This is a genomic window from Bradyrhizobium sp. BWA-3-5 (assembly GCF_032917985.1).
Lineage (GTDB): Bacteria > Pseudomonadota > Alphaproteobacteria > Rhizobiales > Xanthobacteraceae > Bradyrhizobium.
In genome coordinates this window covers 4370963-4396715 of the sequence record NZ_CP136626.1, presented here as the reverse complement: position 1 = coordinate 4396715, position 25753 = coordinate 4370963, and the positions used below count along the sequence as shown (strand labels likewise).

At 63.4% G+C, this 25753-nt stretch carries 22 protein-coding genes and 1 pseudogene; 5 read left to right on the top strand and 18 right to left on the bottom strand.

What is annotated here, in order from left to right:
* Positions 1-65 precede the first annotated feature (65 nt).
* The 9 genes from RX331_RS21310 to RX331_RS21270 form a co-directional block, all read right to left on the bottom strand.
* On the bottom strand, positions 66-983 hold the full coding sequence (locus RX331_RS21310) for an MBL fold metallo-hydrolase (RefSeq protein WP_317251877.1): 918 nt from the start codon (positions 981-983) through the stop codon (positions 66-68).
* Positions 984-1244: 261 nt separating this feature from the next.
* Entirely contained in the window at positions 1245-2075 is an 831-nt protein-coding gene (locus tag RX331_RS21305) for an alpha/beta hydrolase (protein WP_317251876.1), read from the bottom strand.
* Between the two features lie 260 nt (positions 2076-2335).
* A complete protein-coding gene (locus RX331_RS21300) occupies positions 2336-3283 on the bottom strand; it encodes an AraC family transcriptional regulator (protein WP_317251875.1) in 948 nt (315 codons plus the stop codon).
* A 188-nt stretch (positions 3284-3471) separates the two neighbouring features.
* On the bottom strand, positions 3472-4221 hold the full coding sequence (locus tag RX331_RS21295) for an SDR family oxidoreductase (RefSeq protein WP_317251874.1): 750 nt from the start codon (positions 4219-4221) through the stop codon (positions 3472-3474).
* Positions 4222-4501: 280 nt separating this feature from the next.
* Positions 4502-6073, bottom strand: coding sequence for a winged helix-turn-helix domain-containing tetratricopeptide repeat protein (locus RX331_RS21290; RefSeq protein WP_317251873.1), 1572 nt, complete (start codon positions 6071-6073; stop codon positions 4502-4504).
* Between the two features lie 215 nt (positions 6074-6288).
* Entirely contained in the window at positions 6289-7791 is a 1503-nt protein-coding gene (gene ppx, locus RX331_RS21285; protein ID WP_317251872.1) for an exopolyphosphatase, read from the bottom strand.
* 12 nt (positions 7792-7803) lie between these two features.
* Complete coding sequence (locus RX331_RS21280; protein WP_317251871.1) at positions 7804-10002, bottom strand: RNA degradosome polyphosphate kinase; 2199 nt, start codon at positions 10000-10002, stop codon at positions 7804-7806.
* Between the two features lie 145 nt (positions 10003-10147).
* Entirely contained in the window at positions 10148-10825 is a 678-nt protein-coding gene (locus RX331_RS21275; RefSeq protein ID WP_317251870.1) for a DnaA ATPase domain-containing protein, read from the bottom strand.
* Positions 10826-10924: 99 nt separating this feature from the next.
* Positions 10925-11467 (bottom strand): CDP-alcohol phosphatidyltransferase family protein, encoded by a 543-nt coding sequence (locus RX331_RS21270; protein WP_317251869.1) that lies wholly within the window; start codon positions 11465-11467, stop codon positions 10925-10927.
* Between the two features lie 150 nt (positions 11468-11617).
* Here RX331_RS21270 and purM point away from each other — a divergent pair, with 150 nt between their 5' ends.
* From purM to RX331_RS21255, 3 genes are read left to right on the top strand one after another with little or no spacing between them, the layout of a single operon-like run.
* Complete coding sequence (purM, locus tag RX331_RS21265; RefSeq protein WP_317251868.1) at positions 11618-12691, top strand: phosphoribosylformylglycinamidine cyclo-ligase; 1074 nt, start codon at positions 11618-11620, stop codon at positions 12689-12691.
* Entirely contained in the window at positions 12688-13341 is a 654-nt protein-coding gene (gene purN / locus RX331_RS21260) for a phosphoribosylglycinamide formyltransferase (RefSeq protein ID WP_317251867.1), read from the top strand. Before purM ends, purN begins: the two co-directional genes overlap by 4 nt.
* Before the next feature lie 53 nt (positions 13342-13394).
* On the top strand, positions 13395-14126 hold the full coding sequence (locus tag RX331_RS21255) for a glutathione S-transferase family protein (protein WP_317251866.1): 732 nt from the start codon (positions 13395-13397) through the stop codon (positions 14124-14126).
* Between the two features lie 47 nt (positions 14127-14173).
* On the opposite strand, the gene RX331_RS21250 is transcribed toward RX331_RS21255, so the two are convergent.
* Positions 14174-14383: a cold-shock protein gene (locus RX331_RS21250; protein ID WP_317251865.1), complete on the bottom strand. Its 210-nt coding sequence runs from the start codon at positions 14381-14383 to the stop codon at positions 14174-14176.
* A 354-nt stretch (positions 14384-14737) separates the two neighbouring features.
* Between RX331_RS21250 and RX331_RS21245 the strand changes: the two genes are divergently transcribed.
* Positions 14738-15877 (top strand): autotransporter outer membrane beta-barrel domain-containing protein, encoded by a 1140-nt coding sequence (locus RX331_RS21245; RefSeq protein WP_317251864.1) that lies wholly within the window; start codon positions 14738-14740, stop codon positions 15875-15877.
* A 152-nt stretch (positions 15878-16029) separates the two neighbouring features.
* Here the strand turns inward: RX331_RS21245 and rnd are convergent, their stop codons facing one another.
* The 7 genes and pseudogenes from rnd to RX331_RS21210 all read right to left on the bottom strand — a co-directional run bounded on the left by rnd (position 16030) and on the right by RX331_RS21210 (position 22977).
* Positions 16030-17178 (bottom strand): ribonuclease D, encoded by a 1149-nt coding sequence (gene rnd / locus RX331_RS21240; protein WP_317251863.1) that lies wholly within the window; start codon positions 17176-17178, stop codon positions 16030-16032.
* A 171-nt stretch (positions 17179-17349) separates the two neighbouring features.
* Positions 17350-17646: pseudogene (locus RX331_RS21235) on the bottom strand (hypothetical protein); the annotation flags it as partial.
* A 125-nt stretch (positions 17647-17771) separates the two neighbouring features.
* The gene (locus RX331_RS21230; RefSeq protein ID WP_317251861.1) at positions 17772-18032 is read right to left on the bottom strand and encodes a type II toxin-antitoxin system prevent-host-death family antitoxin; all 261 of its coding nucleotides are present in this window, start codon (positions 18030-18032) and stop codon (positions 17772-17774) included.
* Between the two features lie 393 nt (positions 18033-18425).
* Entirely contained in the window at positions 18426-19616 is a 1191-nt protein-coding gene (locus tag RX331_RS21225; protein WP_410708301.1) for an ABC transporter substrate-binding protein, read from the bottom strand.
* An 83-nt stretch (positions 19617-19699) separates the two neighbouring features.
* Positions 19700-20557 carry a fumarylacetoacetate hydrolase family protein gene (locus tag RX331_RS21220; RefSeq protein ID WP_317251859.1) on the bottom strand — a complete coding sequence of 286 codons (858 nt, stop codon included), beginning with the start codon at positions 20555-20557 and terminating at the stop codon, positions 19700-19702.
* A 15-nt stretch (positions 20558-20572) separates the two neighbouring features.
* Complete coding sequence (locus tag RX331_RS21215; RefSeq protein ID WP_317251858.1) at positions 20573-22111, bottom strand: bifunctional 3-(3-hydroxy-phenyl)propionate/3-hydroxycinnamic acid hydroxylase; 1539 nt, start codon at positions 22109-22111, stop codon at positions 20573-20575.
* A 74-nt stretch (positions 22112-22185) separates the two neighbouring features.
* Positions 22186-22977: a DNA-binding transcriptional regulator gene (locus tag RX331_RS21210; protein ID WP_317251857.1), complete on the bottom strand. Its 792-nt coding sequence runs from the start codon at positions 22975-22977 to the stop codon at positions 22186-22188.
* A 139-nt stretch (positions 22978-23116) separates the two neighbouring features.
* Here RX331_RS21210 and RX331_RS21205 point away from each other — a divergent pair, with 139 nt between their 5' ends.
* Positions 23117-24100, top strand: coding sequence for a VOC family protein (locus RX331_RS21205; RefSeq protein ID WP_317251856.1), 984 nt, complete (start codon positions 23117-23119; stop codon positions 24098-24100).
* Between the two features lie 14 nt (positions 24101-24114).
* On the opposite strand, the gene RX331_RS21200 is transcribed toward RX331_RS21205, so the two are convergent.
* On the bottom strand, positions 24115-25587 hold the full coding sequence (locus RX331_RS21200) for a protein adenylyltransferase SelO (RefSeq protein WP_317251855.1): 1473 nt from the start codon (positions 25585-25587) through the stop codon (positions 24115-24117).
* Between the last annotated feature and the right edge of the window lie 166 nt (positions 25588-25753).

The following is a 25753-nucleotide window of genomic DNA, read 5'->3' as shown; positions in this document are numbered from 1 at the left end:
CGAGGTGTCGAAACCAGGGCGCGAATTCATACGCGCCCTGGTTCGGCCTCAACCTCAACGAGCGGTCAGTAGTCCCAGAAGACCGGTACGAAACGGAAGGCGTCGCCGTCGGCCGCCACCCGGCCGATGGACGGAAACGGCAGGTGAGTGGCCACCAGCATCTCGCCGCTCTTAGCAAGCTCTCGCAAAAGACTGATACGAACGCGCGCCGCCTCTTCGGGGTCGTGTTCGAAACCGTTGTGCCAGTCGGGCTGCTCGAACCCGACAGTAAACACTGCGTCGCCGGCGAACGTCAGCCCCTCGCCGCCGGAGGCCACGCGGACCACGCTATGCCCGGGGGTGTGACCGCCGGTGCGACGGGCGACCACGCCCGGCGCAATCTCGTGCTCCTCATCGAACGTCCGCAGGTTGCTCCCGTATTCGCTCACGAACCGCTTGGCGGCCGACCGAAGCGCATCCGGGAAACCCTGCGGCATAGAGGTGTGGGAGAAATCGGGCGACTCCCAGAACTTGACCTCAGCGGCCGCCACGTGGATTCGGAGGTCTTTACGCAGTCGCTCCTTCACCCCCTCGACGAGCAGCCCGCCAACGTGGTCCATGTGCATGTGGGTCAGCACCAGGTCGGTCACGGACCCAAGATCGATGCCGGCGGCCTCCAGTCGCTTGATCAACTGGCCGGCTCGGGGCAAGTTCAAGTCCGGATCGGATCCTAGTCCAGCGTCAATGAGGATGGTCTTGCCGCCGCTACGCACCAAGACCACGTTCAGCGCCCAGTCGAACGCGTCCTGCGGCAGGAACATGTCTTTCAGCCAGGCCGCGCGGTCGGCCGGGTCGGCGTTGTGTCCCAACATTTGGGTTGGGAGCGGCAGCACGCCATCGCTGACCACCAGCACGTCAATGTCGCCGACCTTCAGCGCGTAGCGCGACGGAACGAGCTCTTCGGGTCCCGATGTAACGGGGTATGAGGTGTTATGCAGGTTCATGTTCGTCTCCTGTTTCATGGTAAAGGCGCCTGGTTGGTCTTGGTTCTGGCTGGTCTTGGTTGAGCAGGCCGCGCAGCCAGAGGAGCGCGGCCGCCATCGCTTGGGCGTATAGAGGTTGGTCACGCGCTCCGGATCGGCCGACCCGAGCGCCGCAGCGCGCTCGGGCGCGGGACGGCGAAGCCGGCGCCTATGATGACCAGTCGCGTGTGATCCACTCCTGTGGTTTGAGTTGCTCTGATGCAAAGACGAAAAGCGAAGACGCTAGGTCTTGATGAACGTAAGCAGTTCGGCGTTGACGAGGTCGGCATGGGTCGTGCACATGCCGTGCGGCAGCTTCTCGTGGATTTTGAGCGTGCTGTTCTTCAGCAGTTTCGCCGACAGGGGCGCGGAGTCGGCGACGGGAACGATCTGATCGTCTCCACCATGCATGACGAGCGTAGGCACCACGATGCTCTTCAGGTCCTCGCTGAAATCCGTCTCCGAGAATGCCTTGATGCCGTCGTAGTGCGCCTTGGCGCCGCCCATCATGCCCTGGCGCCACCAGTTCCAGACAACCGCCGGCGACGGCTTGGCGCCCGGGCGGTTGTAGCCGTAGAAAGGACCGCTCGCGAAATCGAGATAGAACTGAGCCCTGTTCGCGCCGAGCTGTTGGCGCAGGCCGTCGAACACTTCGATTGGCAACCCGCCGGGATTGGCTTCCGTCTTCAGCATCAGCGGCGGCACGGCGCCGATCAGGACCAGCTTGGCCGCGCCGCCCCGGCCATGACGCGCGACGTAGCGCGTGGCCTCGCCGCCGCCGGTGGAATGACCGACATGAATGGCGTTGCGCAGATCGAGATGCTCGACGACCGCGGCCACGTCGGCTGCGTAGTGATCCATGTCGTGGCCATCGCTCACCTGGCTTGAGCGACCGTGACCGCGGCGATCATGGGCGATGACGCGATAGCCCTTGCCGACGAAGAAGAGCATCTGCGTCTCCCAGTCGTCGGAGCTCAGCGGCCAGCCGTGGTGAAAGACGATGGGCGGGGCGGATTTCGGTCCCCAGTCCTTGTAGAAGATCTGTACGCCATCCTTGGTGGTGACGGAGGTCATGGGATCAGTCCTTTGAGCGGGGAATGTCGACGAGCTGTTTTCCTTGCCGGCCGCCGAAGAGGAGCGGACGGTGAGCGAAGTCGCGTAAATGAGCGCGCTTGCGAGCACTTTCCGGCGCGAAGTAGTTGCAAGCTGGCTGATGGATTTGTTCCTGACCATTCTCTTGTCTTCCCTGGTGTTGGCGAATGCTCCGTGATGTCTTAGCGAACCAGTCCTGCGGCTGCGCCAGCCCGATTGCTGTCATCGCAGAGCGATTGCTGTTACCGAAAGCGTCGTCGCCAATCGCTCGGAGTTTCTCCGGTCAGCCGCCTGAACGCCGCAGCGAAAGCGGTTTGAGAGGAGTAGCCAAGCGCCGCTGCGACCGACACGACGGATGAGTCAGTGTCGCGCAGCATTTTCATAGCCTGCTCGAGCCGGTGCTGGCGCAGCCAGGCATGAGGCGAAAGTCCGGCGCTTTCCTTGAAGGCACGGCAAAAGTGGAAGCGCGACAGGCCGGCATCCGAAGCCAGGGCAGCGAGGGAGACGTCGGCATCGCTGTCCGAGCGCAAGCGTTCGATGGCGCGCAGCAGGGTCTTCGGCGGCAGTCCACCCATGGTCGGCTGGAACGTGGTTGGCGAGCCGGTGTGAGCAGCCAGGATGCGCGTGGCCAGGAGGTCTGTCAGCTGGTGCCTGAACAGCTTATCCAGGGCCCCATTGCCCTCCAGAGCATCGGCCGCGCTCAAGAGCAATCGGGAAGTGATGGGGTCGGGATGCGCCGTTCGCTCCAGCAGATTGATCGGTGTGGCGGTGTCGGCTTCGGCGGCAACGCGCTTGAGCGTTGTGTGAGGAAGGTAGAGCTGAACGACGTCAACGGGCTTCGGAATATCCCATCGTGAGCTTGATCCTTCCGGAATGATTATCACGACCCCGCGACGGAACGTTCCAATCGCAACCGATCTTCCTGACCGCCGCTCCATGCGCTGCATCATACCGTTGTAAGCCATGACGACGTGGTGGGTCATGGGCTCGACGACGTCGTGCAATGGCTCGTGTTTCCAGTGGGCAATTCCGGCACCGGAGGGGTCCAAAGACACGTGAAACGGTGTAGTCCCGAGCACGCGTGCCATCTCCGCATCGGGACGCCCCTCGGCAACTGGCACGTTGCTCTGGCGCGCATCGGACGCGGCTGGCAGATCCTCCGACGGCTCACGCAAGTTCGGCTTACTCATGGTTTTGTGCTCGTGTTAGGGAGGGTAGATACGGCATGACGAGCAAGCTCCCGCTAGTCGTCATGATCCGGAATGGTCCGGTCCTTTCGCTATCAACTACGAAAGCGGCAAGCAGACGCGTGGGCTCTGTCTTGCTCGCGATGCGCCGGCCGTCGAGAGTATCGCTTTGCGGGCCTTGGTCGTGCCCGTCACTGGCAGATCTCGGCCAGCCAGTCCTCAAAACGCACGGCGCCGAGCCGGGGATTCTTGCCCGGCGTGAGAGACCGATCGTCCAGTTTTGCTCCGAAATAGCGAGCATGGATGTCGGCGACGACCTTGCGTGGGTCCTTTGTAGCGGTCAGGTATTGCCGGGCAAAATCATCGAGACTGAACGGTTCCGGTCCGGCCAGCTCGACGATTCCGTTGACTGGAACACCGAGCGTGATGTCGGCCAGGACAGCCGCGACGTCGTCTGAGGCCACGGGCTGAAACAGGGCGGGCGACAGTCTGACGATTTGTCCATCAGCAGAAGCATCGACGATCCCGCCGACGAACTCGAAGAACTGGGTCGCGCGCAGGATCGTGTAGGAGATCTTCGAGGCCTTGATCAGATTTTCCTGCGCGAGCTTGGCGCGGAAATAGCCGTTTTCCTGAAGTCGGTCGGTCCCGACAACGGACAGCGCAACATGATGGCGGACTCCGGCGGCGGCCTCGGCGGCGAGAAGATTACGGCCCGACGTTTCGAAGAATTTCAAAACCGCGCGATCCTCGAAGGAGGGCGAATTCGCAACATCGACGACAATCTCGGCACCCGAAAGCGTCTTGTCGAGGCCCTCGCCCGTGATCGTGTTGACACCCGTGCTCGGAGATGCCGGGATTATCTCGTGGCTTTTCCGGCGGAGTTGGCTTGTGAGCTTCGTTCCGATGAGCCCGGTGCCGCCTATAATCACGATCTTCATGGCTTTCCCTCGTCTTTTCGGGCCGCCAATGGCCTTGCTTGTGAAGCGAGGCTAGAATGCGCTCAGACGGGCCGAAAAGCCTTGCGGCCATGTTGGATTGCGGTTGGATTTGCCTTGGAAATTTGTCCAAGCGGCGCGCGGAAGCGCCATTTTTATTCAAAGATTATTGTCTGGATGCGGCTGGCGAGAGCTCAAGGGCGCTTCCGACGCATCCCGGTCGGATCGAAGCCGTTCGATCTTCAGCTCGTTCGGGGAGCAGGACTGCGAGCAAGCGGTGCCGTTACTCCGGCAACCCGGCCCTTCGCAGGCCTTCCGCGGCTACCGCGAAGTCCTTCGGTTGGACCAGCAGCCAGTCATCGAGCGTGGCAATTCGTAGCGTGGGATCGAGCCGGCGCACGTGATGCATGGCTTGTCGCGCTTCTTCCTCCCGGCCTGCAAGCGCGTGGCTTGCGGCCATAAAGGCCGCTACCCGCAGCACGTTCGGTACCTCCCGCCAAGCCATTTCCAAACAGGCGACGGCCGCGTCGAATCGCCCGGAATACAAATGCCCCATCGCGATGCCGGTCTGCATTTGAAATGTCTCCGGATCCAGCGGACTGAGACGCATGGCACGCGCGAAATATTCGATCGCACTATCATGTCTGCCAAGGGAAATTCGTTGGTACCCGCCGAGGTACCAGATCGTCGAGAGATTGGGATTGAGTATCATCGCCCTATCGACATAGGTGACGCAACTTTCGAGGTCACCGCCAAAATGAGGCCATGCATGCCCGCCTCTGGTCAGAGCGACCGCGTCATTCTTTCCCAGCGTCACGGCGTGTCGGCATAATCGCGCAGCCTCGTTGCCGTCTGCCTCGCGATCGTTGAGCCAACGATTCATCTTGCGCCAGTAGTAGCACCACGCCGCCATTCCATACGCGGAGGCGAACTCCGCATCGAGCTCGATCGCCTTGTAGAATAGAGGCAAAGCCTCATCGAGGCCGGCCCTGCTCGCAAGGTGAAACTTGGTCAATCCTCGCAAGTAATAGTCATAGGCGTGGAGGCTTTCGGTCGGCTTTCGGCTCGCACGCTCGATTTCGGCAAGTTCAAGCTGCGGCGCGATCGCACTAACGACGCCTGCGGCGACCGTGTCCTGCAGCTCAAAGATGTCGTCGAGGGTACCTTCGAAACGCTCGGCCCAGAGATGCACGCCATTGGTCGCATCAATGAGTTGCCCGGTGATGCGCACCCTTGTCGCCACCTTGCGCACGCTGCCTTCAAGCACATATCGCACGCCCAATTCGCGCCCCACCTGTCGGACATCTACGGCCCTGCCCTTGTATGTGAAGCTCGAATTCCGAGCGATAACGAACAGCCAGCGTATCCGCGACAAGGCCAGGATGATGTCCTCAACAACACCATCGGCGAAATACTCCTGCTCTGGATCACCGCTCAGGTTCTGAAACGGCAGGACGGCAACCGAGGGCTTGTCAGGAAGAGACGGCTCCTGGCGCTCATTCGAGTTAGCCTGCTCCGCGTTTCGGACGATGGCGCTATCGGGGCCTCTTGCCTCAACCTCGCCCACGAACCGGAGGCCCTTGCGGGCAATCGTTCGGATCAGGCGCTGTTCCTGGCCGCTATCGCCGATCGCTTTGCGCACCGCGTTGATATGGCTGGTGAGTGTTGATTCAGAGACGATGCGCCCGCTCCACACGGTGTCCAGCAGTTCATCCCTGGTGACGACGCGGTCGCGGGCTTGCACCAGGTAGACCAGCAGGTCGAACACCCTTGGGCCAATTGCAATTGCGGCCGAGCCGCGGCTGAGCTCTCGCCGATTAAGGTCGAGTACGTAGTCAGCAAACAGAAACTGCACCTTGTGCCCTTCGGTCGCATGCACGGGTGGCGAATACTGTGGCATAGCGCCAAAGCACCACCACCGGCAAGTCAAGGCATTGAGAGCACGTTGAAAATCGGGAAATATCTAGATTTCTCAAGCGGCACGATTCGCTTTCGGTCCTGCGATCGGGCCACATGCGAATGCGCTCCTCTGAATTTATGGGTTCACGCCCCTAGCAGGCGGTACCGTTCTCAGCTTCGTACGATCGAGCCGGCGCGGCCGACGAGGCGCGCCAGTTGCTTGAAGCGGCTGCCGACGCGGTCGGCGACAAGGTCGATCATGCGGTGCTCGAACACGAGCATCAGCTTGCGGCCGCGGGTGCGGAAATGCGTCGCGGGCAACACGCCGGTCCGTGCGGCCGAGATCAAATGGGCGACGCGGAACGCGGCGCCGAGAAGGCGGGCACGCTCGTCCATCGCCGGCGTCAGCAGCTCGCGGATGTGTTCCGGTGGCTCGTTCTCTTCGCTGAGCCCGGCGTAGCGATAGAACACCGACAGCGCGACAAAGGCGCGGCCCTGATGGCTGATCGAGCCGAAATTGCCATTGGTGATCAGGCTCAGCGTTTCCTCGCCGCGATGGTCGGGATGCACGCGCCAGCCGATGTCGGAGAGCAGGCAGGCGGCGTGGCGCAAGCGGCGTTCTTCCTCGGTCTCACGCAGCCTCACGACGCGCACCAGCCGGTCGGTCCAGGCCACCAGTTCCTCGGCATGGCGCGCCGAGCGCGACAAAAGCCCGTTCAGGGTTTGCGCCGCGCAGATGAAGCCATCCTTGGCGCGCTCATTCGGCGGGAGCATCTCGTAGAGCAGGCCTTCGCGCACGCCGAAAGTCGAGAACACGATTTCCTTTGGGCGGCCGATGCGGATGATGTATTCGAGCACCAAGGCGGCATAGGTCAGGAGCGGGCGGCGCGCATCCGCGACCACTTCGATGTCGGCGAGCATGTTGGCGGCGGCAAGCCGGCGCAGGCGCCGCGCGAAATCGAGCGCGTCGGAGGCCGGGATCGAATAGCCGTGCATGACGCGCAACGGATAGTCGCTCTGCACGATGTGGATGCGCGCCAGCGCGCGCCAGGTGCCGCCGACCGCATAGAAGGTGCGGCCATTGCCGGCCTTGAGCTGGGCGACGTCCGACAGTGCCTCGCGAACGATGCGCTCGGCGCGCTTCAAGGATTTCGCCGAGAGGTCCTGCAGCGCCAAGCTTCCGAGCGGCAGTGTGACGCCGCTATGGACGCGGCTCTTCTGCACGTCGATCAGTTCGAGCGAACCGCCGCCGAGATCGCCGACGATGCCGTCGGGATTGTGGATGCCGGAGACGACGCCGAGCGCGGATAGTTTTGCCTCGCGCGGTCCCGAAAGGATCTGAATGTGCGCGCCGCAGATGCGCTCGGCTTTGGCGATGAAGTCGGGACCGTTCTTGGCGTCGCGGCAGGCAGCGGTGGCGATCGCGAACACGCGGCCGACCTGCTGAATCCTGCATAGCGCCCGGAACCGCCGCAGCGCCGTCAGCGCCTTGGTGACGGCGTCTTCCGCCAGAAGGCCGGTGCTCTGCACCTCGCGGCCGAGCCCGCACAGCGCCTTCTCGTTGAAGATGGTGACGAGGCTGCGCGCCATCGTCTCATAGACGACGAGACGAACCGAGTTCGAACCGATGTCGATGACGGCAACGCTGGAAGCGCGCTTGCGCGGCCGCTTCACGGCCGCGGCCCCTTAAGACGATTGCTGACGCTCGTTGCGGCGCGTGAGGCGGCGCGGCGAGGATTCCTTGAGAGACTTTCCACGTCCAGACAGGCTCGGATTCGTCATGAAATAATTGTGCAGGTTGAACGGCTCTTCGCCTTTCGCGGCCTTCATACGCGTTGAGGACCCATCCGGCAACAACTGCCAGCTCTGCTCGGTATCCTTCAGGTTCGCGACCATGATCTGCTCGAGAACCTGCTGATGTACCGTGGGATTTTGCAGCGGGCAGAGCACCTCGACGCGGCGATCGAGGTTCCGCGGCATCATGTCGGCGGAGGAGATATACACAGCCGCTTTGGGGCCGGGCAGGCCCTGACCCATCCCAAAGCAGTAGATGCGGCCATGCTCCAGGAAGCGGCCGATCACCGATTTGACGCGGATATTGTCCGACAGGCCCGGCACACCGGGCCGCAGGCAGCAGATGCCGCGCACGACAAGTTCGATCAATACGCCGGCCTGCGAGGCCTCGTACAGCGCGTCGATGATATCGGGGTCGACCAACGAATTCATCTTCATCCAGATCGCGCCCGGCTTGCCGTGCCGCACGTGATTGGTCTCACCCCTGATGTGCTCGAGGATGCGCTTGCGCAGCGTCAGTGGCGATACCGCCATGCGTTCGATGTCGCTCGGCTCGGCATAGCCGGTGATGTAGTTGAAGACACGCGCGGCGTCGCGGCCGATGATCGGGTCCGAGGTGAAATAGGACAGGTCGGTATAAATGCGCGCGGTGACCGGATGATAATTGCCGGTGCCGGTGTGCACATAGGTCGTGAGATTGCCGCCCTCGCGCCGCACCACCATCGACAGCTTGGCGTGCGTCTTCAGTTCGAGGAAGCCGTACACGACCTGCACGCCGGCGCGTTCGAGGTCGCGGGCCCAGCGGATATTGGCTTCCTCGTCGAACCGTGCCTTCAGCTCGATCAGTGCGGTCACCGATTTGCCGGCCTCTGCCGCTTCGGCAAGGGCGCGCACGATCGGCGAGTTGTTCGAGGTGCGGTAGAGCGTCTGCTTGATGGCGACGACATCGGGGTCGCGCGCCGCCTGCTGCAGGAACTGCACGACGACATCGAACGATTCGTAAGGATGATGGACGATCAGATCCTTCTGCCTGATAGCGGCGAAGATGTCGCCGCCATGGTCGCGCACGCGCTCGGGGTGGCGCGGCACATAGGGCGTGAATTCGAGGTCGGGCCGGTCGAGCCGCGTGAGCTGCGAGAGCTCGTTCATCGCCAGCACGCCGTCGACCAGGAACACCTCGTCATCCGCCGCCGCAAGCGCCTGCCGCACAAAGGCGCACAGCGCTTCCGGCATCTTGGCTTCCATCTCCAGGCGGATCACCGAACCGCGCCGGCGACGCTTCAGCGCGGTCTCGAACAGGCGGACCAGATCCTCGGCCTCTTCCTCGATTTCGAGTTCGGAGTCCCTGATGATGCGGAAGGCGCCCTGGCCCTTCACGGTGTAACCGGGGAACAGTCGGCCGATGAACAGGCCGGTGGCCTGCTCCAGCGGGATCAGGTGCACGGCGCCATCCTTGCCGGCGGGCATGCGGATGAAGCGGTCGATCTTGCCGGGCATGCGGATCAACGCATTCATCGCCTTGCCGTCTGATGTCCGCGACAATTGCAGGGCGATGGTGAAGCCGAGGCTCGGGATGAACGGGAAGGGGTGCGCGGGATCGATCGCCAGCGGCGTCAGCAGCGGGAAGATGTTGCGGAGGAAGTGGTCCTCGAGCCAGCTCCGCTCCGCCTTGGTGAAGTCGTGGCCGTCGACCAGCTTGATACCGGCGTCCGACAGCGTGGTGCGCAAATCGCGCCAGATCGCCTGCTGGTCGGAGGCGAGTTCCGAAACCGTCTTGTTGATGAGGGCGAGCTGCTCGGCCGGCGTCAGGCCGTCAGGACTGCGTTCGGCGATGCCTTCGCGGACCTGCGCCTTGATACCGGCGACGCGGACCATGAAGAACTCATCAAGGTTATTGGCAGAAATCGACAGGAAGCGCACCCGCTCCAGCACCGGGTGGCCTGGATTGACCGATTCCTCGAGCACACGGCGGTTGAAATGCAGCCAGGATAGCTCACGGTTAATGAAACGCTCCGGGCTGGAAGCGATCGCGGGGGCAGTCTCGGCAGGCGTCTCTTTTTCTTTTATTTCAATAATTTGTGCCGATTCCATGAGGCTTTGATCCATCTCGGGCAAGATAAGGCCGACGTTACGCGTATGCGGCCCAGAGCATGTGATATTCCGATGACGTTTCAATGACATTGATGTTCCGCCCAAAGCCGCCGTCAAGGCGGCAGGAGGCAGCACCCGGTACCGCTCAGAGGTTGCGCAGCAGTTCCACGGCCAGGGCCCGGCTGACGGGCCGGCCGAGCCGCAGCGCCTCGGTATCCAACAGCTCGACCGCCTGACGGGCGGCGGCGTAGGAGCGCTCGATCCGGCTGACGAGGTAGCTCACGACCGTCTCGTCGACACTCATCTGGCGGTCAGCGCAGAATTTGACGATCAGGCCGCGGAGCAGGAGGTCATCGGGCGGCGACAGTGACACCACCGGCACGGCGCGCAGGCGGGAACGGAGATCGCGCAGCTCGATCTCATAGGCTGACGGCGGAACGCGCGCCGTGATCAGGATATAGGCCGCATCCTCCCGTGCCAGGTTCAAGAGATGAAACATCGCGCGTTCGTCGAAATCGGCCGGCCTCAAATCCTCGACAACGAGCGCTCCGGTGGCGAGTGTGCCGGGCACGGCCGTCGGGCTTAGCGCATGCGCCGCCGTCGAACGCGCGCCGGCCTGTTCGGCCCAGATCGCGGCGAGGTGACTCTTGCCGGAGCCCTCCGGTCCGACCAGCAGCATGATGCGGTTCGGCCAGTCCGGCCAGCTTTCGATCAGCGCGAGCGCGGCCTCATTGGCCGGACCTTCCAGGAAATTGTCGCGGGTCAGGCTCTCCGCATGCGGCAGCGCAAAGGCAAGCTGACGAGGTTGAACGCGAACTGCCACGCAGGTCTCCGGGCCGGAATCTTTGGGCATTCATAGCGTTTTCGAGCGAAATGGCTACCCGGTGGCGCGAAGAAAACGTACCAAAATAAGCGAACGCGCTTAGCTCGCTTCGATCGTGCTCATGTGCCGCACCCATTCGACGAGATAGAGCGAGACGGAAGCCAGGGTAAAGATCGTGACGAATCCCATCAGGATCACGTCATAAGGCGCGGGCCTGAAATCGAAACCGAGCGAGGCCAGCACCAGCGCCGCGAATGCCACCTGCGCCACCGTGTTGAGCTTGGAGACCATCAGCGGTTTCATCGCGACCGGCTTGTCGAGCAGCCACGACACGATCACCGCCGCGACGATCATGATATCGCGCGACACCACGAGGATGACCAGCCAGCGCGGCACCGCGCCCCAGATCCCGAGCGCGACGAAGATGGAGACCAGGAGCGCCTTGTCGGCGAGCGGATCGAGCAGGGCGCCGAGTTCGCTCGACATGTTGAACCGCTTGGCGAGGAAACCGTCGATGGCGTCGCTGACGCCGGCAATGACGAAGATCGCAAAGGCGATCTCCATCTGGCTGGACACGATCGCCCAGACGATGACGGGCACCAGAATGATGCGCCCCAGTGTAATGATATTCGGAATGCTCAACTCGGTCGCTTCCCGGCTCCCGGCCTTAGATCCGGCCCCTGGCGGGTTCTGCCGGTTCTTATCTACATAGTATATGCGCTGGGCCCTTGCGAGCCATTGCAGGATCGCTGAATTCCTCGTAACCAGCCGTCATCGTACTGGAATTTGGGCATGAACGACCGCAAAAACGGGCTCACTTACGCCGATTCGGGGGTCGACATCGACGCCGGCAACCGCCTCGTCGATCTCATCAAGCCAATGGTGCGCGCCACCGCGCGGGCCGGCGCCAACGCCGAAATCGGCGGTTTTGGCGGCCTGTTCGACCTCAAGGCGGCGGGCTTCAAGGACCCGGTGCTGGTGGCGGCGACCGATGGCGTCGGCACCAAGGTCAAGATCGCGATCGAGACCGGCCTGCATGGCGGCATCGGCATCGACCTCGTCGCGATGTCGGTCAATGACCTCGTCGTGCAGGGTGCGGAACCGTTGTTTTTCCTCGATTATTTTGCTTGCGGCAAGCTCGATCCGGAGGCCGCCGCGGCGATCGTGGCCGGCGTTGCCGAGGGCTGCCGCGAATCCGGCTGCGCCCTGATCGGCGGCGAGACCGCGGAAATGCCGGGCCTCTACAAGGACGGCGATTACGACCTGGCGGGCTTCGCGGTGGGAGCAGCCGAGCGCGGCACGCTGCTGCCAAGCGGCGACATTGCCGTGGGCGACGCCGTGATTGGATTGGCCTCGTCAGGCGTGCACTCCAACGGTTTCTCGCTGGTCCGCAAGATCGTCGAGAACTCGCGGATCGCCTGGGATGCGCCGGCGCCGTTCTCGCCGGTCATGACCCTGGGCGGCGCGCTGCTGGCGCCGACGAGGCTCTATGTGAAGTCGTGCCTGCGCGCGATTCGCGAAACCGGGGCGATCAAGGGCCTCGCCCACATCACCGGCGGCGGCTTCACCGACAATATCCCGCGCGTGTTGCCAAAGCATCTCGGCGTCGGCATCGACCTGGCGCGGCTGCCGGTACTGCCGGTGTTCAAATGGCTGGCGGAGCAGGGCGGCATCGCCGAGCTCGAACTGCTCCGCACCTTCAACTGCGGCATCGGCATGATCGCGATCGTCAAGGCGGATGCAGTCGAGCGGGTGACGGAAATCCTGACCGCAAGCGGCGAGACCGTCGCGCTGCTCGGCGAAGTCATCCCGGCCACGGGCGAACATCGCGTGGTCTACAACGGCCATCTCGATCTATCGCAATGAAACGCCGCGTCGCCATCCTGATCTCCGGGCGCGGGTCGAACATGGCCGCGCTGATCGACGCGGCGAAAGCCGCGGACTTTCCGGCCGAGATCGTCACCGTGATTTCCAACCGGGCCGATGCGCTTGGGCTGGAGAAGGCCGCCGCCAGCGGCATCAAGACTGACGTGATCGAGAGCAAGCCATTTGGCAAGGATCGCGCCGGCTTCGAAGCCGTCCTGCAGCGGGCGCTCGACGAAGAAAAGATCGAGCTGATCTGTCTCGGTGGCTTCATGCGGCTGTTCACCGCCGAATTCGTGCAGCGCTGGTACGGGAAGATGCTCAACATCCATCCCTCGCTGCTGCCGTCCTTTCCGGGCCTCGATCCGCATGGCCAGGCGCTGCGGGCCGGCGTGAAGCTCTCGGGCGCCACCGTGCACTTCGTCATTCCCGAAACCGACGCCGGCCCGATCGTGATGCAGGGCGCGGTCGCGGTGGCCGATGACGACACTGCCGAGACGCTGTCGCAGCGTGTCCTCGGCGTCGAGCACCGCATCTATCCCGAGGCGCTGCGCCTGCTCGCAAGCGGCAAGCTCCGCCTCGAAGGCGATTTCTGCAGGATCGCCGGCAGCATTGAGCGCGACGGCACCCTGATTTCGCCGCGGACGATCTGATATTATCTGCGGGTGAACGCGGCAGCCGCGCCCGCAAAATACATCGAGGTTCCATGATCACGCTCTATGGCTCCGGGCCGAATTTCGGCCTTCCCGACGCAAGCCCGTTCGTGACCAAGGCCGAGACCTTGCTGCGAATGTCGAAGCTGCCGTTCGAAAAAGCGCTGATGAGCTTTTCGAAGGCGCCTAAGGGCAAGATCCCCTACATCGAGGACGACGGCCAATTGCTCGGCGATTCCACCTTGATCCGCTGGCACCTCGAGAAGAAGTACGGCATCGACTTCGACCAGGGCCTCACCGCCGAGCAACTCGCGATCTCCTGGGCTTTCGAGAAGATGGCGGAGGACAATCTCTATTGGGCCACCGTCTATTTCCGCTGGATGCTCGACGATAATTTCCGCAAAGGGCCGGTCAACTTCTTCAAGGGGGTGCCCGCACCGGTGCGGCCTGTGGTCGTCTCGATGATCCGCCGGCGCTTACGCAAGACGCTGCACGGCCAGGGGCTGGGCCGTCACTCGGCCGACGAGATCACCGCGATCGGCATTCGCTCGATCGATGCGATGGCGGCCTATCTCGGCGACAAGCCGTTCTTCATGGGCCATGCGCCGGCCGGCATCGACGCCACCATGTTCGCATTCGCGGTGAGCGCGATCTGCCCGCTGTTCGAATCGGATTTGCAGCGGGCGGCGGCAAGCCACGATAATCTCAAGCGCTATGTCAGCCGCATGACCGCGCGCTTCTATCCGGAGCTGCAGGAGATCGCGGGGTGCAAGGCTGCGGCCTGAAAAGAAAATCCCCCGGGCGGTGCCCGGGGTTCAAGATGGTGCGGTTCCTAGGAGACCTTGAGGTTTTCGGCGGAAGTCTTTCCGCGATTTTCGACAAGGTCGTACTCGATGTGCTGGTTTTCGTTGAGAGTGGTGAGGCCCGCGCGCTCGACAGCCGAGATGTGGACGAACACGTCCTTCTCGCCGGCCGCCGGCTTGATGAAGCCATACCCCTTGGTGGGGTTGAACCACTTGACGGTGCCCTTGTGCAACGCCATCGCCATGTCTCCCTAGATAGTCCAGACATAAAAAAGACGCGGCCACGTTCTCCACGTGCCACGCCACAAACGGGCTCCCCGGTAGCTGCTAGATTTCCTGCTCGCGAAACGCACAGTCGAACGGCCTGAATCCGATTGCACCGCGGATTGCAACACGAAATTTGGTCGTTCGCAAGGTTTTGGCGCCCTGCCGCGAATCGTTCTGATGTCGCGGGCTGTGGCAGGCGGACAACATTCCCGCGTATTCGGCAGCGCGCCGATTGACCCTTTGCATCAACTGGGGGCAAATCGTTGCGGATTATCGGCATTTGCGCATTTTTCGCCTCGGCGCTTGGCCCTTTCGGAATGGACGGCATGCGCGGCTTACGGCGGCCTTCGCGAGCACTGGAGATCGGACCCGGGCGCGTGCTGGCGCGTCTGGCTGCCGTTGCGTTCGTTCTGATCGCCGTCATGTCGGCCGCGCACGCGCAATCGCCGACGCCAACGCCCACGCCGACACCCACGCCATCGCCGACGCCGAGTCCCACGCCGACCGTGATCAATTCAACGGTGACATCGGGCGCGGCGCTGACAAATCTCGGCAGCAATTTCCTGGAGCGGATGGGCAATCAGGCGGGCAACGGCTTCAACCGCCTGCAGCGGACCAATCCAGGCGGCGGCGGCGCCTCCGAGACCACCGAAGCGCCGCGCTACCGGACCTGGTTCGAGACTTACGGAAACTCGACCAAAAACGGCGCGGTCGGCGATTTCGTCGGCGACAGCAGGAAGACGTGGGGCGGCGTCGCCGGGATCGGCGCGCGGGTGGCGCCGGGCGTCAATATCGGCGTCTCGGTCGATCAGAGCCGCTCCGCGATCGATATTCCGCTGGCGCTGCAATCGGCGACGATAGACCTGACCCAACTCGGCTTCACGGCCTCGGTCGATAGCGGGCCGTGGACCTGGGCGAGCGCGGTGGTGCACGGCTTCGGCAACATCCGTTCACGCCGCGACACCGGCTTTGGGCTCGCGACCGCCGGATACAATGCGCGGCTCGACGGCGTGCTCAGCGAGATCAGCTATTACTGGACCAAGGACCAATACCGCGTCGTGCCCAAGGCTGCGTTCGAATATGTCCGCGCCCAGACCGGCACGCTGCAGGAGATCGGCGGGCTTGATCCGGTGTCGGCGACCGGCGCCACCGTGCAGCGCGGACGGGTGATGATCGGCGCGGAGGTCGGCCGCTACTGGATATTCGACGGCAAGATTCTGGATGTGTCGGGCTACGGCAAGTTCGTCGACAACCTCGTGCAGAATTTCTCCGACATCACCGTCAGCCTCGGCGGCCAGAGCCTGACCCTGCAGGGCATCGGCGAGAGCCGCTACGGCGCCGATGCCGGCGGCTCGGCCTCGCTGAGCCTGACCAACACCGCGCGGCTCTACGTCAATTACGACGGCAAATTCCGCGCCGCGATGCAGTCGCACCAGGGCACGCTGGGGCTGGAATTGAAGTGGTAGGCTCGTTCTTGTCCCGGACGCGATGCAGCGCGTAGCACTGCTTCGCAGAACCGGGACCCACGGCCGCAGCATGGACCCCGGATCGGCAGCGCATCACGCCGCAAGTGCGGCGCGCTGCGCAGCATCCGGGGAACGCAATTGGACAGTGTGCTTTAGGCTCGATCCACCCTGACGACGCGGCCTCGCTCGATCGCCAGCGCCAGCCGGCCGTGCTTCAGCGCAATCGCGGCTTCGCCGAACAGTTCGCGGCGCCAGCCGTGCAGCGCCGGCACGTCGGCATGATCGTCGGCCGCGATCTGGTCGAGATCGTCGACGGTCGCGATTACCTTGCTGGCGACGGCGTGGCGTTCCGACGTCATGCGCAGCAGCACCTTCAGAAGCTCGACGGTGGCCGCGCCATTGGAATTGCCGCGCGGCTTTTCGATCTTCGGCAGCATGTGCGGATCGCGGGCGAGGCCGCGCTGCACGGCGGCGATAATGTCGGTGCCCCATTTCGAACGGTCAAAGCCCTTCGGCAGCGAGCGCAGACCGGCGAGGCGCTCCAGCGAGGTCGGGGCGTGGGTGGCGATGTCGCCGACCGCATCGTCCTTCAGGACGCGCGAGCGCGGCACGTCACGGCTTTGCGCTTCCTGCTCGCGCCAGGCCGCGACTTCCATCAGCACCGCAAGCTCCTTCGGCTTGCGCACCCGCGTCTTCAGCCGCTCCCAGGCGCGCTCGGGATGGAAATCATAGGTCTTCGGCGAGGTCAGGATTTCCATCTCCTCACTGACCCAGTCGTTGCGGCCGCGCTTCTTCAGGTCGGCGTCGAGCGCCGCAAAGACGTCGCGCAGATGGGTGACGTCGGAGACCGCGTAATGCATCTGCTCGGGTGTCAACGGCCGGCGCGACCAGTCGGTGAAGCGGTGGGTTTTGTCGGGCCGATGGCCGGTGACACGCTCGACGAGCTGGTCATAGGCGATGCTGTCGCCATAGCCGAGCACCATCGCGGCGACCTGCGTATCGAAGATCGGATGCGGAATGGTGCCGGACTGGTGCCAGACGATCTCGATGTCCTGGCGGGCGGCGTGAAACACCTTCAGCACCGCCTCGTTGCCCATCAGCTCGAAGAACGGCTTGAGGTCGATGCCGGGCGCCAGCGTGTCGATCACGACGGCCTCGTCCTGGCTCGCCATCTGCACGACGCAGAGCAGGGGGTAGTAGGTCGTCTCCCGCAGGAACTCGGTATCGACCGTGATGACCTTGTGCTGGGCGAGCCGGGAGCAGGCCGCGGCGAGGTCCGAAGTGGTAGTGATCAGATCCATGAACAATCCATGACGCGCGGGTAAGGCGTTCTGCCGAAAACGCTGATATGTCAAGGGTGTCCCGAAGGATTTGAGCCCCGCATTTGAGCCTGAACACGGCTTTTTTGCGTCCCAATCGGGGCCGGGCCGGTGCTCTCCCGTTGGCGGTCTGCCGGTCTTTCAGAATCCGGGTCAGCGCCGCACGGCACGGCCCTTGTTCTGTCGCGCCAGCTCAAGAAACTTCGCCTTGATCTGGGCGAACTGGCCGGGCGGGATGAAGCCATAGCTGAACACGCCCGACCGCCCGGGCAGTGGCGACAGCCCAGCATTTGGCCATTCGTCAACCTTGTATTCGGAAACGATCACCCAGCTCGGCGCGTCATCGAGGCCCTGGGCGTGCTTGACCTTCGTGGGTATTTCGACGCCGACCGTGTCGGCGCCCGGCGGCGAGTGCGTGATCGGCAACACCACTACAAAGCGCGGTTTCGTCGGACTATCGCTCGCGGCGACGAGGCAGGCGGGACGGTCTTTTCCTTGATCACGTCCGGCGGCTGCCTCGTGAGATCAGAGATAGTTGTAGCGGACGATAGGCCCCGGCTTCAGATCGGGAAACGTCACGCTGCTGGCTTCACTTCAAGAGGTCGTCGAGCTTGGCGTGTTCGGAGTCCACGCTCCACCGCATCGATAATCACCGACGTTGCATCTGATGTCCGATGGGTGCGCTTGGCGGCAGCGGTAAGCCAATCATATTGTTCAGCCGACACCAGCACGAACTCGCGCCGGCCGTGCCGTGTAATCTCTACGGGCTCGCGTTGCGCCTTATGCTGGAATTCACCGAACTTGCGCTGGAATTCCAGGGCGGTGGTCTTGACCATTGCCGATAGCCTTCATTGAAGTCTCAGAATTATACGTATAATACGTATATCCTGGGATGGCCAGAGCAATGGGATGGCTAGAGCAATGCCGCCTCGCAGGGGCATGGTCGATTTTGAGAGTTTCCAAGCCTTACTCGTAACCGATGTGCCGAGACCGGCGCCGGCCTGACGGGATCGCAAGCACGGCAAGGCAGAGCGCAATCATCACCATTCCCATGAATTCGAAGGCAAAGGCGTCCACGGCAATTCTCCCTAATATGCCGTTAGATTTGTGGGAGCGCGTTGACCGTTTGTTAATTTGTGGAACGGGGAGAGGTGCCGCGTGTGGTGATGGTGGATGAGCGCTTAAGGATTGCGGTTAACGCAGATGAGTATCACCGCACTCTCCACCCGCTACTTGCCGACCAGACTGCACTTGCTGCGGTCGAGCGGCCGGAACGCATGGTCCGGAGGGATGGTTGCGACCAGTTTGACGAAATCCCATGGGCGCTTGGATTCCTCGGGCGATTTGACCTGAACGAGATAGAGGTCGTGCACCATGCGTTGGTCCTCGCGGATTCTGCCATTCGGGGTGTAGGCGTCCGATACCGGCGTTGCTTTCATTTTTGCCATGACGATCGTGCCATCGTCGCTGTCCGCGTCTTTCACTGCCTGCAGATAATGGCGGACCGCGGAGTAGACGCCAGCCTGGATCTGCGAAGGCATCGCGTTCCTGCGTGCGAAGAATGCATCGGAGAAGCGGCGCGCGGCCGGGGATACGTCCTCGAAGAAGCTGGTAACGATGAGATCACCTTTGGTCGCTTTAAGCCCGATCGCCTGGATGTCCACGTTCTGGAACGACATCGGCACAATCTTGATGCCTTGGCTGGCCAGGCCGAATTCCTCGGCCTGCTTGATGGCGGTCGCGTTGTCACCGGCGACGTTGATCGCCAGTATTTTGGCGCCCGACGCCTGTGCCTGTAACAGGAAGGAGCTGTAATCCGGCGTGCCCAGTTGCGCCTTCACACTGCCGGCAACCTTGCCGCCGAGTTCGGCGATCCGGGCGCGGGCCGTGGTTTCGATCGAGTGCCCGAATGCGTAGTCACCGGTGATGAAGAACCATGGCTCCTTGCTGTTCTGCATGATCCCTGACACGACCGCTGTGGCCGTCGAATAGGCGTCCTGGGTCCATTGCACGCTGGTCGGTGCGCAGGCCTCGTCGGTCAATTGATTGGCGCCGGCGCCGGAGATCAGGAAGATCTTTCCATTGGCACGCACCAGCTCCTGGACTGCCAGCGCGGAGCCCGAACTGCCGCCGTCGGCGATCGCCTGAAGGCCGTCCCGCTCGAACCACTTTCGTGCCAGCGAGGTCGCGATATCCGGCTTGTTCTGATGATCGGCTTGCAGGATCTCGATCGGCTTGCCGTTGATCTTGCCTCCGAATTCTTCCGCGGCCATTCGCGCGGCCTCGACCGATCCTGCTCCCATCGCGGTGGCGAACACGCCGTTCATGTCGGTGAGCACCCCGATGCGAATGGCATCGCCCTTAATCTCGGCCTGCGCCGACGACGCGGAGAGGATGACTGCGAGCAGCCCGATGGTCATTGCCGATGTGCGATAATAGCCCACGTCGTTTTCTCCACTGGATGTTGTTGGATTTCGCCGCGCCTGGCGCCGGCGTTGGTCGGTTAGGCCGCTTCCGCGACGACGTTGTTGCGCAGGATACCGATGCCGCTGATCTCGACCTCGACGGTGTCACCGGGGCGCATCCACAAGGGCGGGGTGCGTTTGGCGCCGACTCCGCCCGGCGTTCCCGTGACGATGACGTCGCCCGGCGCGAGAGGGAAGATCGTGGAGATGTAGGCGATCAGCTCGGGTACGGGCGTGATGAGGAGGTCGGTTGCGGTGTTTTGCACCACTGCTCCGTTGAGCCGTGTCTGGAGCGTGAGCTTTGAAGGGTCGGGAATTTCGTCCGCCGTCACCATCCACGGCCCAAAGCTGCCGCTTTCCGCGAAGGACTTGCCCGCTAGAAACTGGCTGGTATGGCGCTGCCAGTCGCGGATGCTGCCCTCGTTGTAACAGGCGTAGCCGGCGGCATGCTGAAGCGCGCGCGCAGGCGGGATGTGCCGGCCTGCTGCACCGATGATGACTGCCAGTTCCCCCTCGTAGTCGAAATCGTCGCTCACTTTCGGCTTCACGAGCGGCTGCAAGTGTCCGACCTGGCTGCACGGAAAGCGCGCGAACAGGGCCGGTTTCTCCGTCACCGTCCTGCCGGTCTCTTCGACATGATCGCGGTAGTTCAGGCCGACGCAGATGATCTTGCCCGGATCGGAAATGACCGGCGCAAAGCTGATCTCGTCGAGGTGATGGTCGGCCTGAGCGGAGTATGCCAGCCGTGCTGCATCAGAAAGTCGGCCGCTCGCGATAAATTCGCGGAGTGTTGCGGCGCCTTCCGGCGCGAAACGGCGGCCGAGGTCGACCACACCTCCATTCGCCAGAACGCCGTAGCTCGGACGACCATTTGCAGTGAATGACAAGAGCTTCATCGTAACTTCCAAACGCTATGCAAGTGAGTATTTCGCCGTCACCGACGGGACGGCAGGACTTTGGACGGCAGCCAGCAGTGCGGCGAAGTCGCTCTCGTTCCGCGCTGCGCCGAGCACGTAGCGATCGGGCCGCACCATGACGGCGCGGACATCCTGCTGCAGAAGCCAGGGGCCGAGACCTGCAGCTTCGTTGCTGCCGATGACGGTGATGCCGGCCTTGGCCAGCGTGGAATGTGCAGCCTGAGATAGGCCTGCCAGAAAGGCGGATTCGGCGAGCAGGCAGTGGCGATAACCGACATGGTCGTCGGTTCGCCGTCCATCCGAAAGCAGGAATTGCGGCGTGGGTCTGCCGAGAAGAGCCGTATGTCCGGCTGCAAGTCCGGGACCCAGAAGCGGCTTTTGGACGTCCAGTTTGGCGGCGGCGTTGTCGCGCGGCTGGCCCGCCGCCAGCCCGGCCTCGATCGCCTTGGTATTGATCAGGCCGCCGAGACGGATTGCGAGCTCGATGAACTCCCTGACATGCGGAGATCGCTCGCTTTCATAGGTGTCGAGCAGGTCTGCTTCGGCATCCCCGCAAAGAACGGCATACAGTTTCCATGTGAGATTGGCCGCATCGCGGATGCCCGCACACATTCCCTGACCGAGGAAGGGAGGCGTTTGATGCGCGGAATCGCCGGCCAGCAGCAGCCGGCCGTTGCGCCAACGCTTCGCGATCGTCGAGTGAAAGGTATAGACCGCGGCCCGTTCGAGCACGGCATCGTCAGGCGAAATCCAGGGGGCGAGCAACTGCCAGATCTGCTCCGTTTGCGTGACCGCCTGCACCTGCTCATCCGGACGGACCGTGATCTCCCAGCGCCGGCGGTTACCTGTCCCTCGGACATACGTGGCCGGACGCTTCGAATTGCAAAACTGGATGCTGTGGTCGCCGAGATCGGGCCGCTCGCGCTTGAGCAGGGCATCGATCACGAGCCACCGTTCATGGAATCCGAGATCGTCCATCGCCGATCCCATGAAACGACGCACCAGTGACCTTGCGCCGTCACAACCGATGACGTAGCGGGCGCGCGCTTCCGCGAGCCGGCCGGTGTCGAGGTCTTCATATCTGACGCGGACCCCCTGTTCGTCCTGGTCGAGTGCAAACACGTCACACCGGTTGCGGACCACGAGATGCGGCCAGCGCCGCAGGCCATCGTTCAGCACCTTTTCGAGGTCCGGCTGATGGAAGCGATAGCTGAGATGCCAGCCCATCGGGGTGATTTCGGCCGGCCGTGGCCAATCGAGCACCAAGCGCCCGTCGGCGTCGACGAATCGCATGCCCGGGCTGAGGATCACATGGGGCAGGATCGCATCGCTGAGGCCAATGGTCTGAAACACGCGCATCGTTTCGTCATCGAAATGGACGGCGCGCGGCAGGTGATAGGCCTGCGCCTCGCGTTCCAGCACGAGCGTGTTAACGCCGCACAGGCCGAGCAGGTTGGCCAGCGTCGATCCGACGGGTCCAAGGCCGACCACGGCGACGTCGAAGGAAGGCCTATGGGCGCGGCGAATGTTCATCGCGCCATCTGTTCGCAGCCGGGGCGGCGCTTCAACCTCCGCGCCAACACTGTCCGCGGAGCGGACGCCCGACCTCAGGAGGTGACCGGAATCTCGGTGGCGGCCGATTGCATCGGCTCCACGAAGCCTGCGACGGCCTCGTTGAGCGAAAGCGCCGACCTGATCCAGATGATGGAGATGCAGCCAAGGACGACGCCGGCACGGACCACGGGTACGGCGATGCTGGAGGTTTTTGCGTTGAACTCCCCCTTGCTGCGGACGGCATAGCCTCGCTGCATCGTCTCCTTGACCATCCGCGCAAGATAAGAGTCGTCGAGGAACGGCCGGTCCTCTGGATCGTCGATGCGCCGCAGATGGTGGAGAATGACGTCGCGCTCGGCCGCCGGGCAGGCGGCAAGATAGGCGCGCCCGGCGGAGGTCCGCAGCATCGGCAGCCGCTTTCCGATCATGCCGCGATCGATCGATAACGGGCTGCGCGAATGGGTGGTTTCCTGGATCACCATCGCGGCATTCTCGTACGTCGACAGGTCGACCGGCCAGACCAGGCGCTTGCTGAGTTCGGCAAGATAGGGCGCAGCGGCCTGGCAGATCAGCATGCCGGGATGATGGCCGTCGCCAAGGCTGCTGGCTCGCCGCGTCACCCTGAAGCGGTCGTCGCTGGCGCTGCGCGCGACATAGCCCAGCTCTTCCAGGGTTTCGAGCAGCCGATAGACCGTGGGCCGCGGCAGGTTGAGCTGACGCGCGACCTCGCCTGCCCGGATTCCGCCCGAGCGGTTCACCTCGTGCAGTACATCGAGGCCGCGCTTGAAGGCGCGCACGCCCTCCGACCGCCGCGGTTTTCCTGATCGCGTCCGCTCCTTGGACACTTCCGAAACCTCCCTTGTGCTGCCTATCCCGTCGCCTCAGCATCGACGAGGCAGTTGGCAGGATCCGCACCTTACACCACGCGTTCGCACGATCGGTAGCCAACAGGCATTGTCGCTGCGATCCCGAGAAGGAACTGACATGGAAATTACCGCCTTGGGCTATATCGGGATTCTGTCCTCCCAACTGGACTTGTGGAGCGGGATGGCGACCGGCCTGCTCGGCATGGAGCAGGTCGATCGCGGCGGCAAGGTACGCGCGTTTCGCATGGATGACCGCAAGCAGCGGCTGATTGTCGATGGCAGCAGCGACGCCGGGCTATCTGTGATGGGCTGGGAGGTGGCAACGCACGACGAACTCGATCGTCTGGCGGCCCGGCTCGACGATCACGGTATTGCGGTGACGCGCGGGACGCGGGCGCTCGCCGACCAACGTCATGTCGAGGAGCTGATCTCGTTTCGTGATCCGGAAGGCAATCCGCTCGAAGCTTTTTGCAAGCCGGCGTTGGCCTCGAGCCCTTTCAAGCCGGGTCGGCCGATCTCAGGCTTCCGGACGGGCGCGCTCGGTATGGGGCACGTCGTCCTCAGCGTCGAGGACGTCGAGCCACTGCTGCCATTCTACCGTGATCTCCTGGGCTTTAAGGTCTCCGACTTCGGGCTCAAGCCGTACAAGCTCTATTTCTTTCACGTCAACGGAAGGCACCACAGCTTCGCCATGGTAGGAGCGGGGCGTCGGGCGCTGCACCATTTCATGCTCGAAGTGGGCCAGCTCGACGATGTCGGCCAGGGCTACGATCTGGCGCAGCTCGAGGAGGGACGGATCGCCTACACGCTCGGTCGTCACACCAACGACCATATGACCTCGTTCTACGTCAACACACCGTCGGGCTTCTTCGTCGAGTATGGCTGGGCGGGCCGGGTGATCGATCCGGCAACCTGGCAGCCCCACGAGACCTTCGATGGTCCGTCGCTATGGGGACATGAGCGCCTTCATATGCCGGAGGAGCAGCGCAAGAGGATGCGGGACATGCGGCTTTCCGCAGCCGCCCGCGGCATCCGTGCCCCCGATCCGAACGTCGCGGCCTTAAACTGTGCGTGGCTCGACGCGGCGATCGCGCGCGAGTGAGAGCTTGCAGCGTCTTAAGTTCCGCAGAACGTCCGCAGCACGCGTTGGTCCGGCAACGGCGGCTCGGCATAGGCCACAAACGCCGGCTGATCCTCGTACGGCTTCGCGAGCACCGTTAGCAATTCCTCGAACGGCGCGTAGTCGTCGTTCACGGCCGCCGCAATCACCGCTTCGACGCGGTGGTTGCGCGGGATGAAGGCCGGGTTGACTGCGCGCATCGCAGCTTGCCGCTCGGCGGGTGATTGCGGCTCGTCGGCAAGGCGCTTGCGCCAGCGCGCGGCCCATTCGTCGAGGACCGCGGGGTCGGTGAACTGATCCCTGACCTTGTCGTCAGCGCCATCGCCGGCGGCATCGCTGAGGCGGCGGAAGGTGAGGGTGAAGTCGGCCTCGTTCTTTGCCATGGCGTCGAGCAGATCCTGCACCAGCGCCTCATCGCCATCTTGCGCCGTGAACAGGCCGATCTTCTTGCGCAGCCCGGCCTGATAGGCGGCGGTGAATTTTTCGGCGAATTCACCGAGGATGAATTGCGCCTGCTCGATCGCCTTGTCCTGGGCGTCGGCAAGCAGCGGCAGCAGGCATTCGGCGAGACGCGTCAAATTCCACAGCGCGATCCGCGGCTGATTAGCATAGGCGTAGCGGCCGAGCTCGTCGATCGAGGAGAACACCTGAGCCGGGTTATACGCGTCCATGAAGGCGCAGGGGCCGTAGTCGATGGTCTCGCCGGATATCGAAGTGTTGTCGGTGTTCATCACGCCGTGGATGAAGCCGACCAGAAGCCAGCGCGCGACGAGGTCGGCCTGGCGGGCAACGACGCCGGCAAGGAGTTCGTGATAGGAGCGCTCGGCCGCCGCCACTTCAGGATAATGCCTGGCGATGACGTGATCGGCGAGCGCCCGCACGCCGTCGGTGTCGCCGCGCGCGGCGAAGAACTGGAAGGTGCCGACGCGGATATGGCTGGCGGCAACGCGCGTGAGCACCGCGCCCGGCAGCATCCTCTCGCGCTGAACGCGCTCGCCGGACATGACGGCGGCGAGCGAACGCGTGGTGGGGATACCGAGCGCGAACATCGCCTCGCTGACGATGTATTCGCGCAGCACCGGCCCGAGCGCGGCGCGGCCGTCGCCGCGGCGCGAGAATGGGGTCGGGCCTGAGCCCTTAAGCTGGATGTCGCGGCGGACGCCGTCCTTGTCGATGACTTCCCCGAGCAGAATGGCCCGGCCGTCGCCGAGTTGGGGCACGAACTGGCCGAACTGGTGGCCGGCATACGCCATGGCGATCGGATCGGCCCCCTCCGGCAGGCGCTTTCCGGCGAGGATTTCCGCGCCCTCCGGGCTCTCCAGCACGTCAGGATCGAGGCCGAGGTGGACCGCCAGGGCCCGGTTCAGCTTGATCAGGCGAGGGGCGGCCACCGGCGTGGGCGCCACGCGGGCGAAAAAGTTCGCCGGCAGGGCCGAATAGGTGTTCTGGAACGGGAAATGGACGGTCATCGCCTAAAGATAGGCGCGACCCCGGAATAGGCAAACGGTTCGCGCCTAAGGACCGAGCTTGGCCGCCGAAAATCTGCGATTTCCGAGCAAAACCGGCCGTTCCCTTGGTTGCCGCCCCCGGCCTCGTCGGGTAAACCCTCCGCAACTTCGGGAAAGGGCTTTGGGC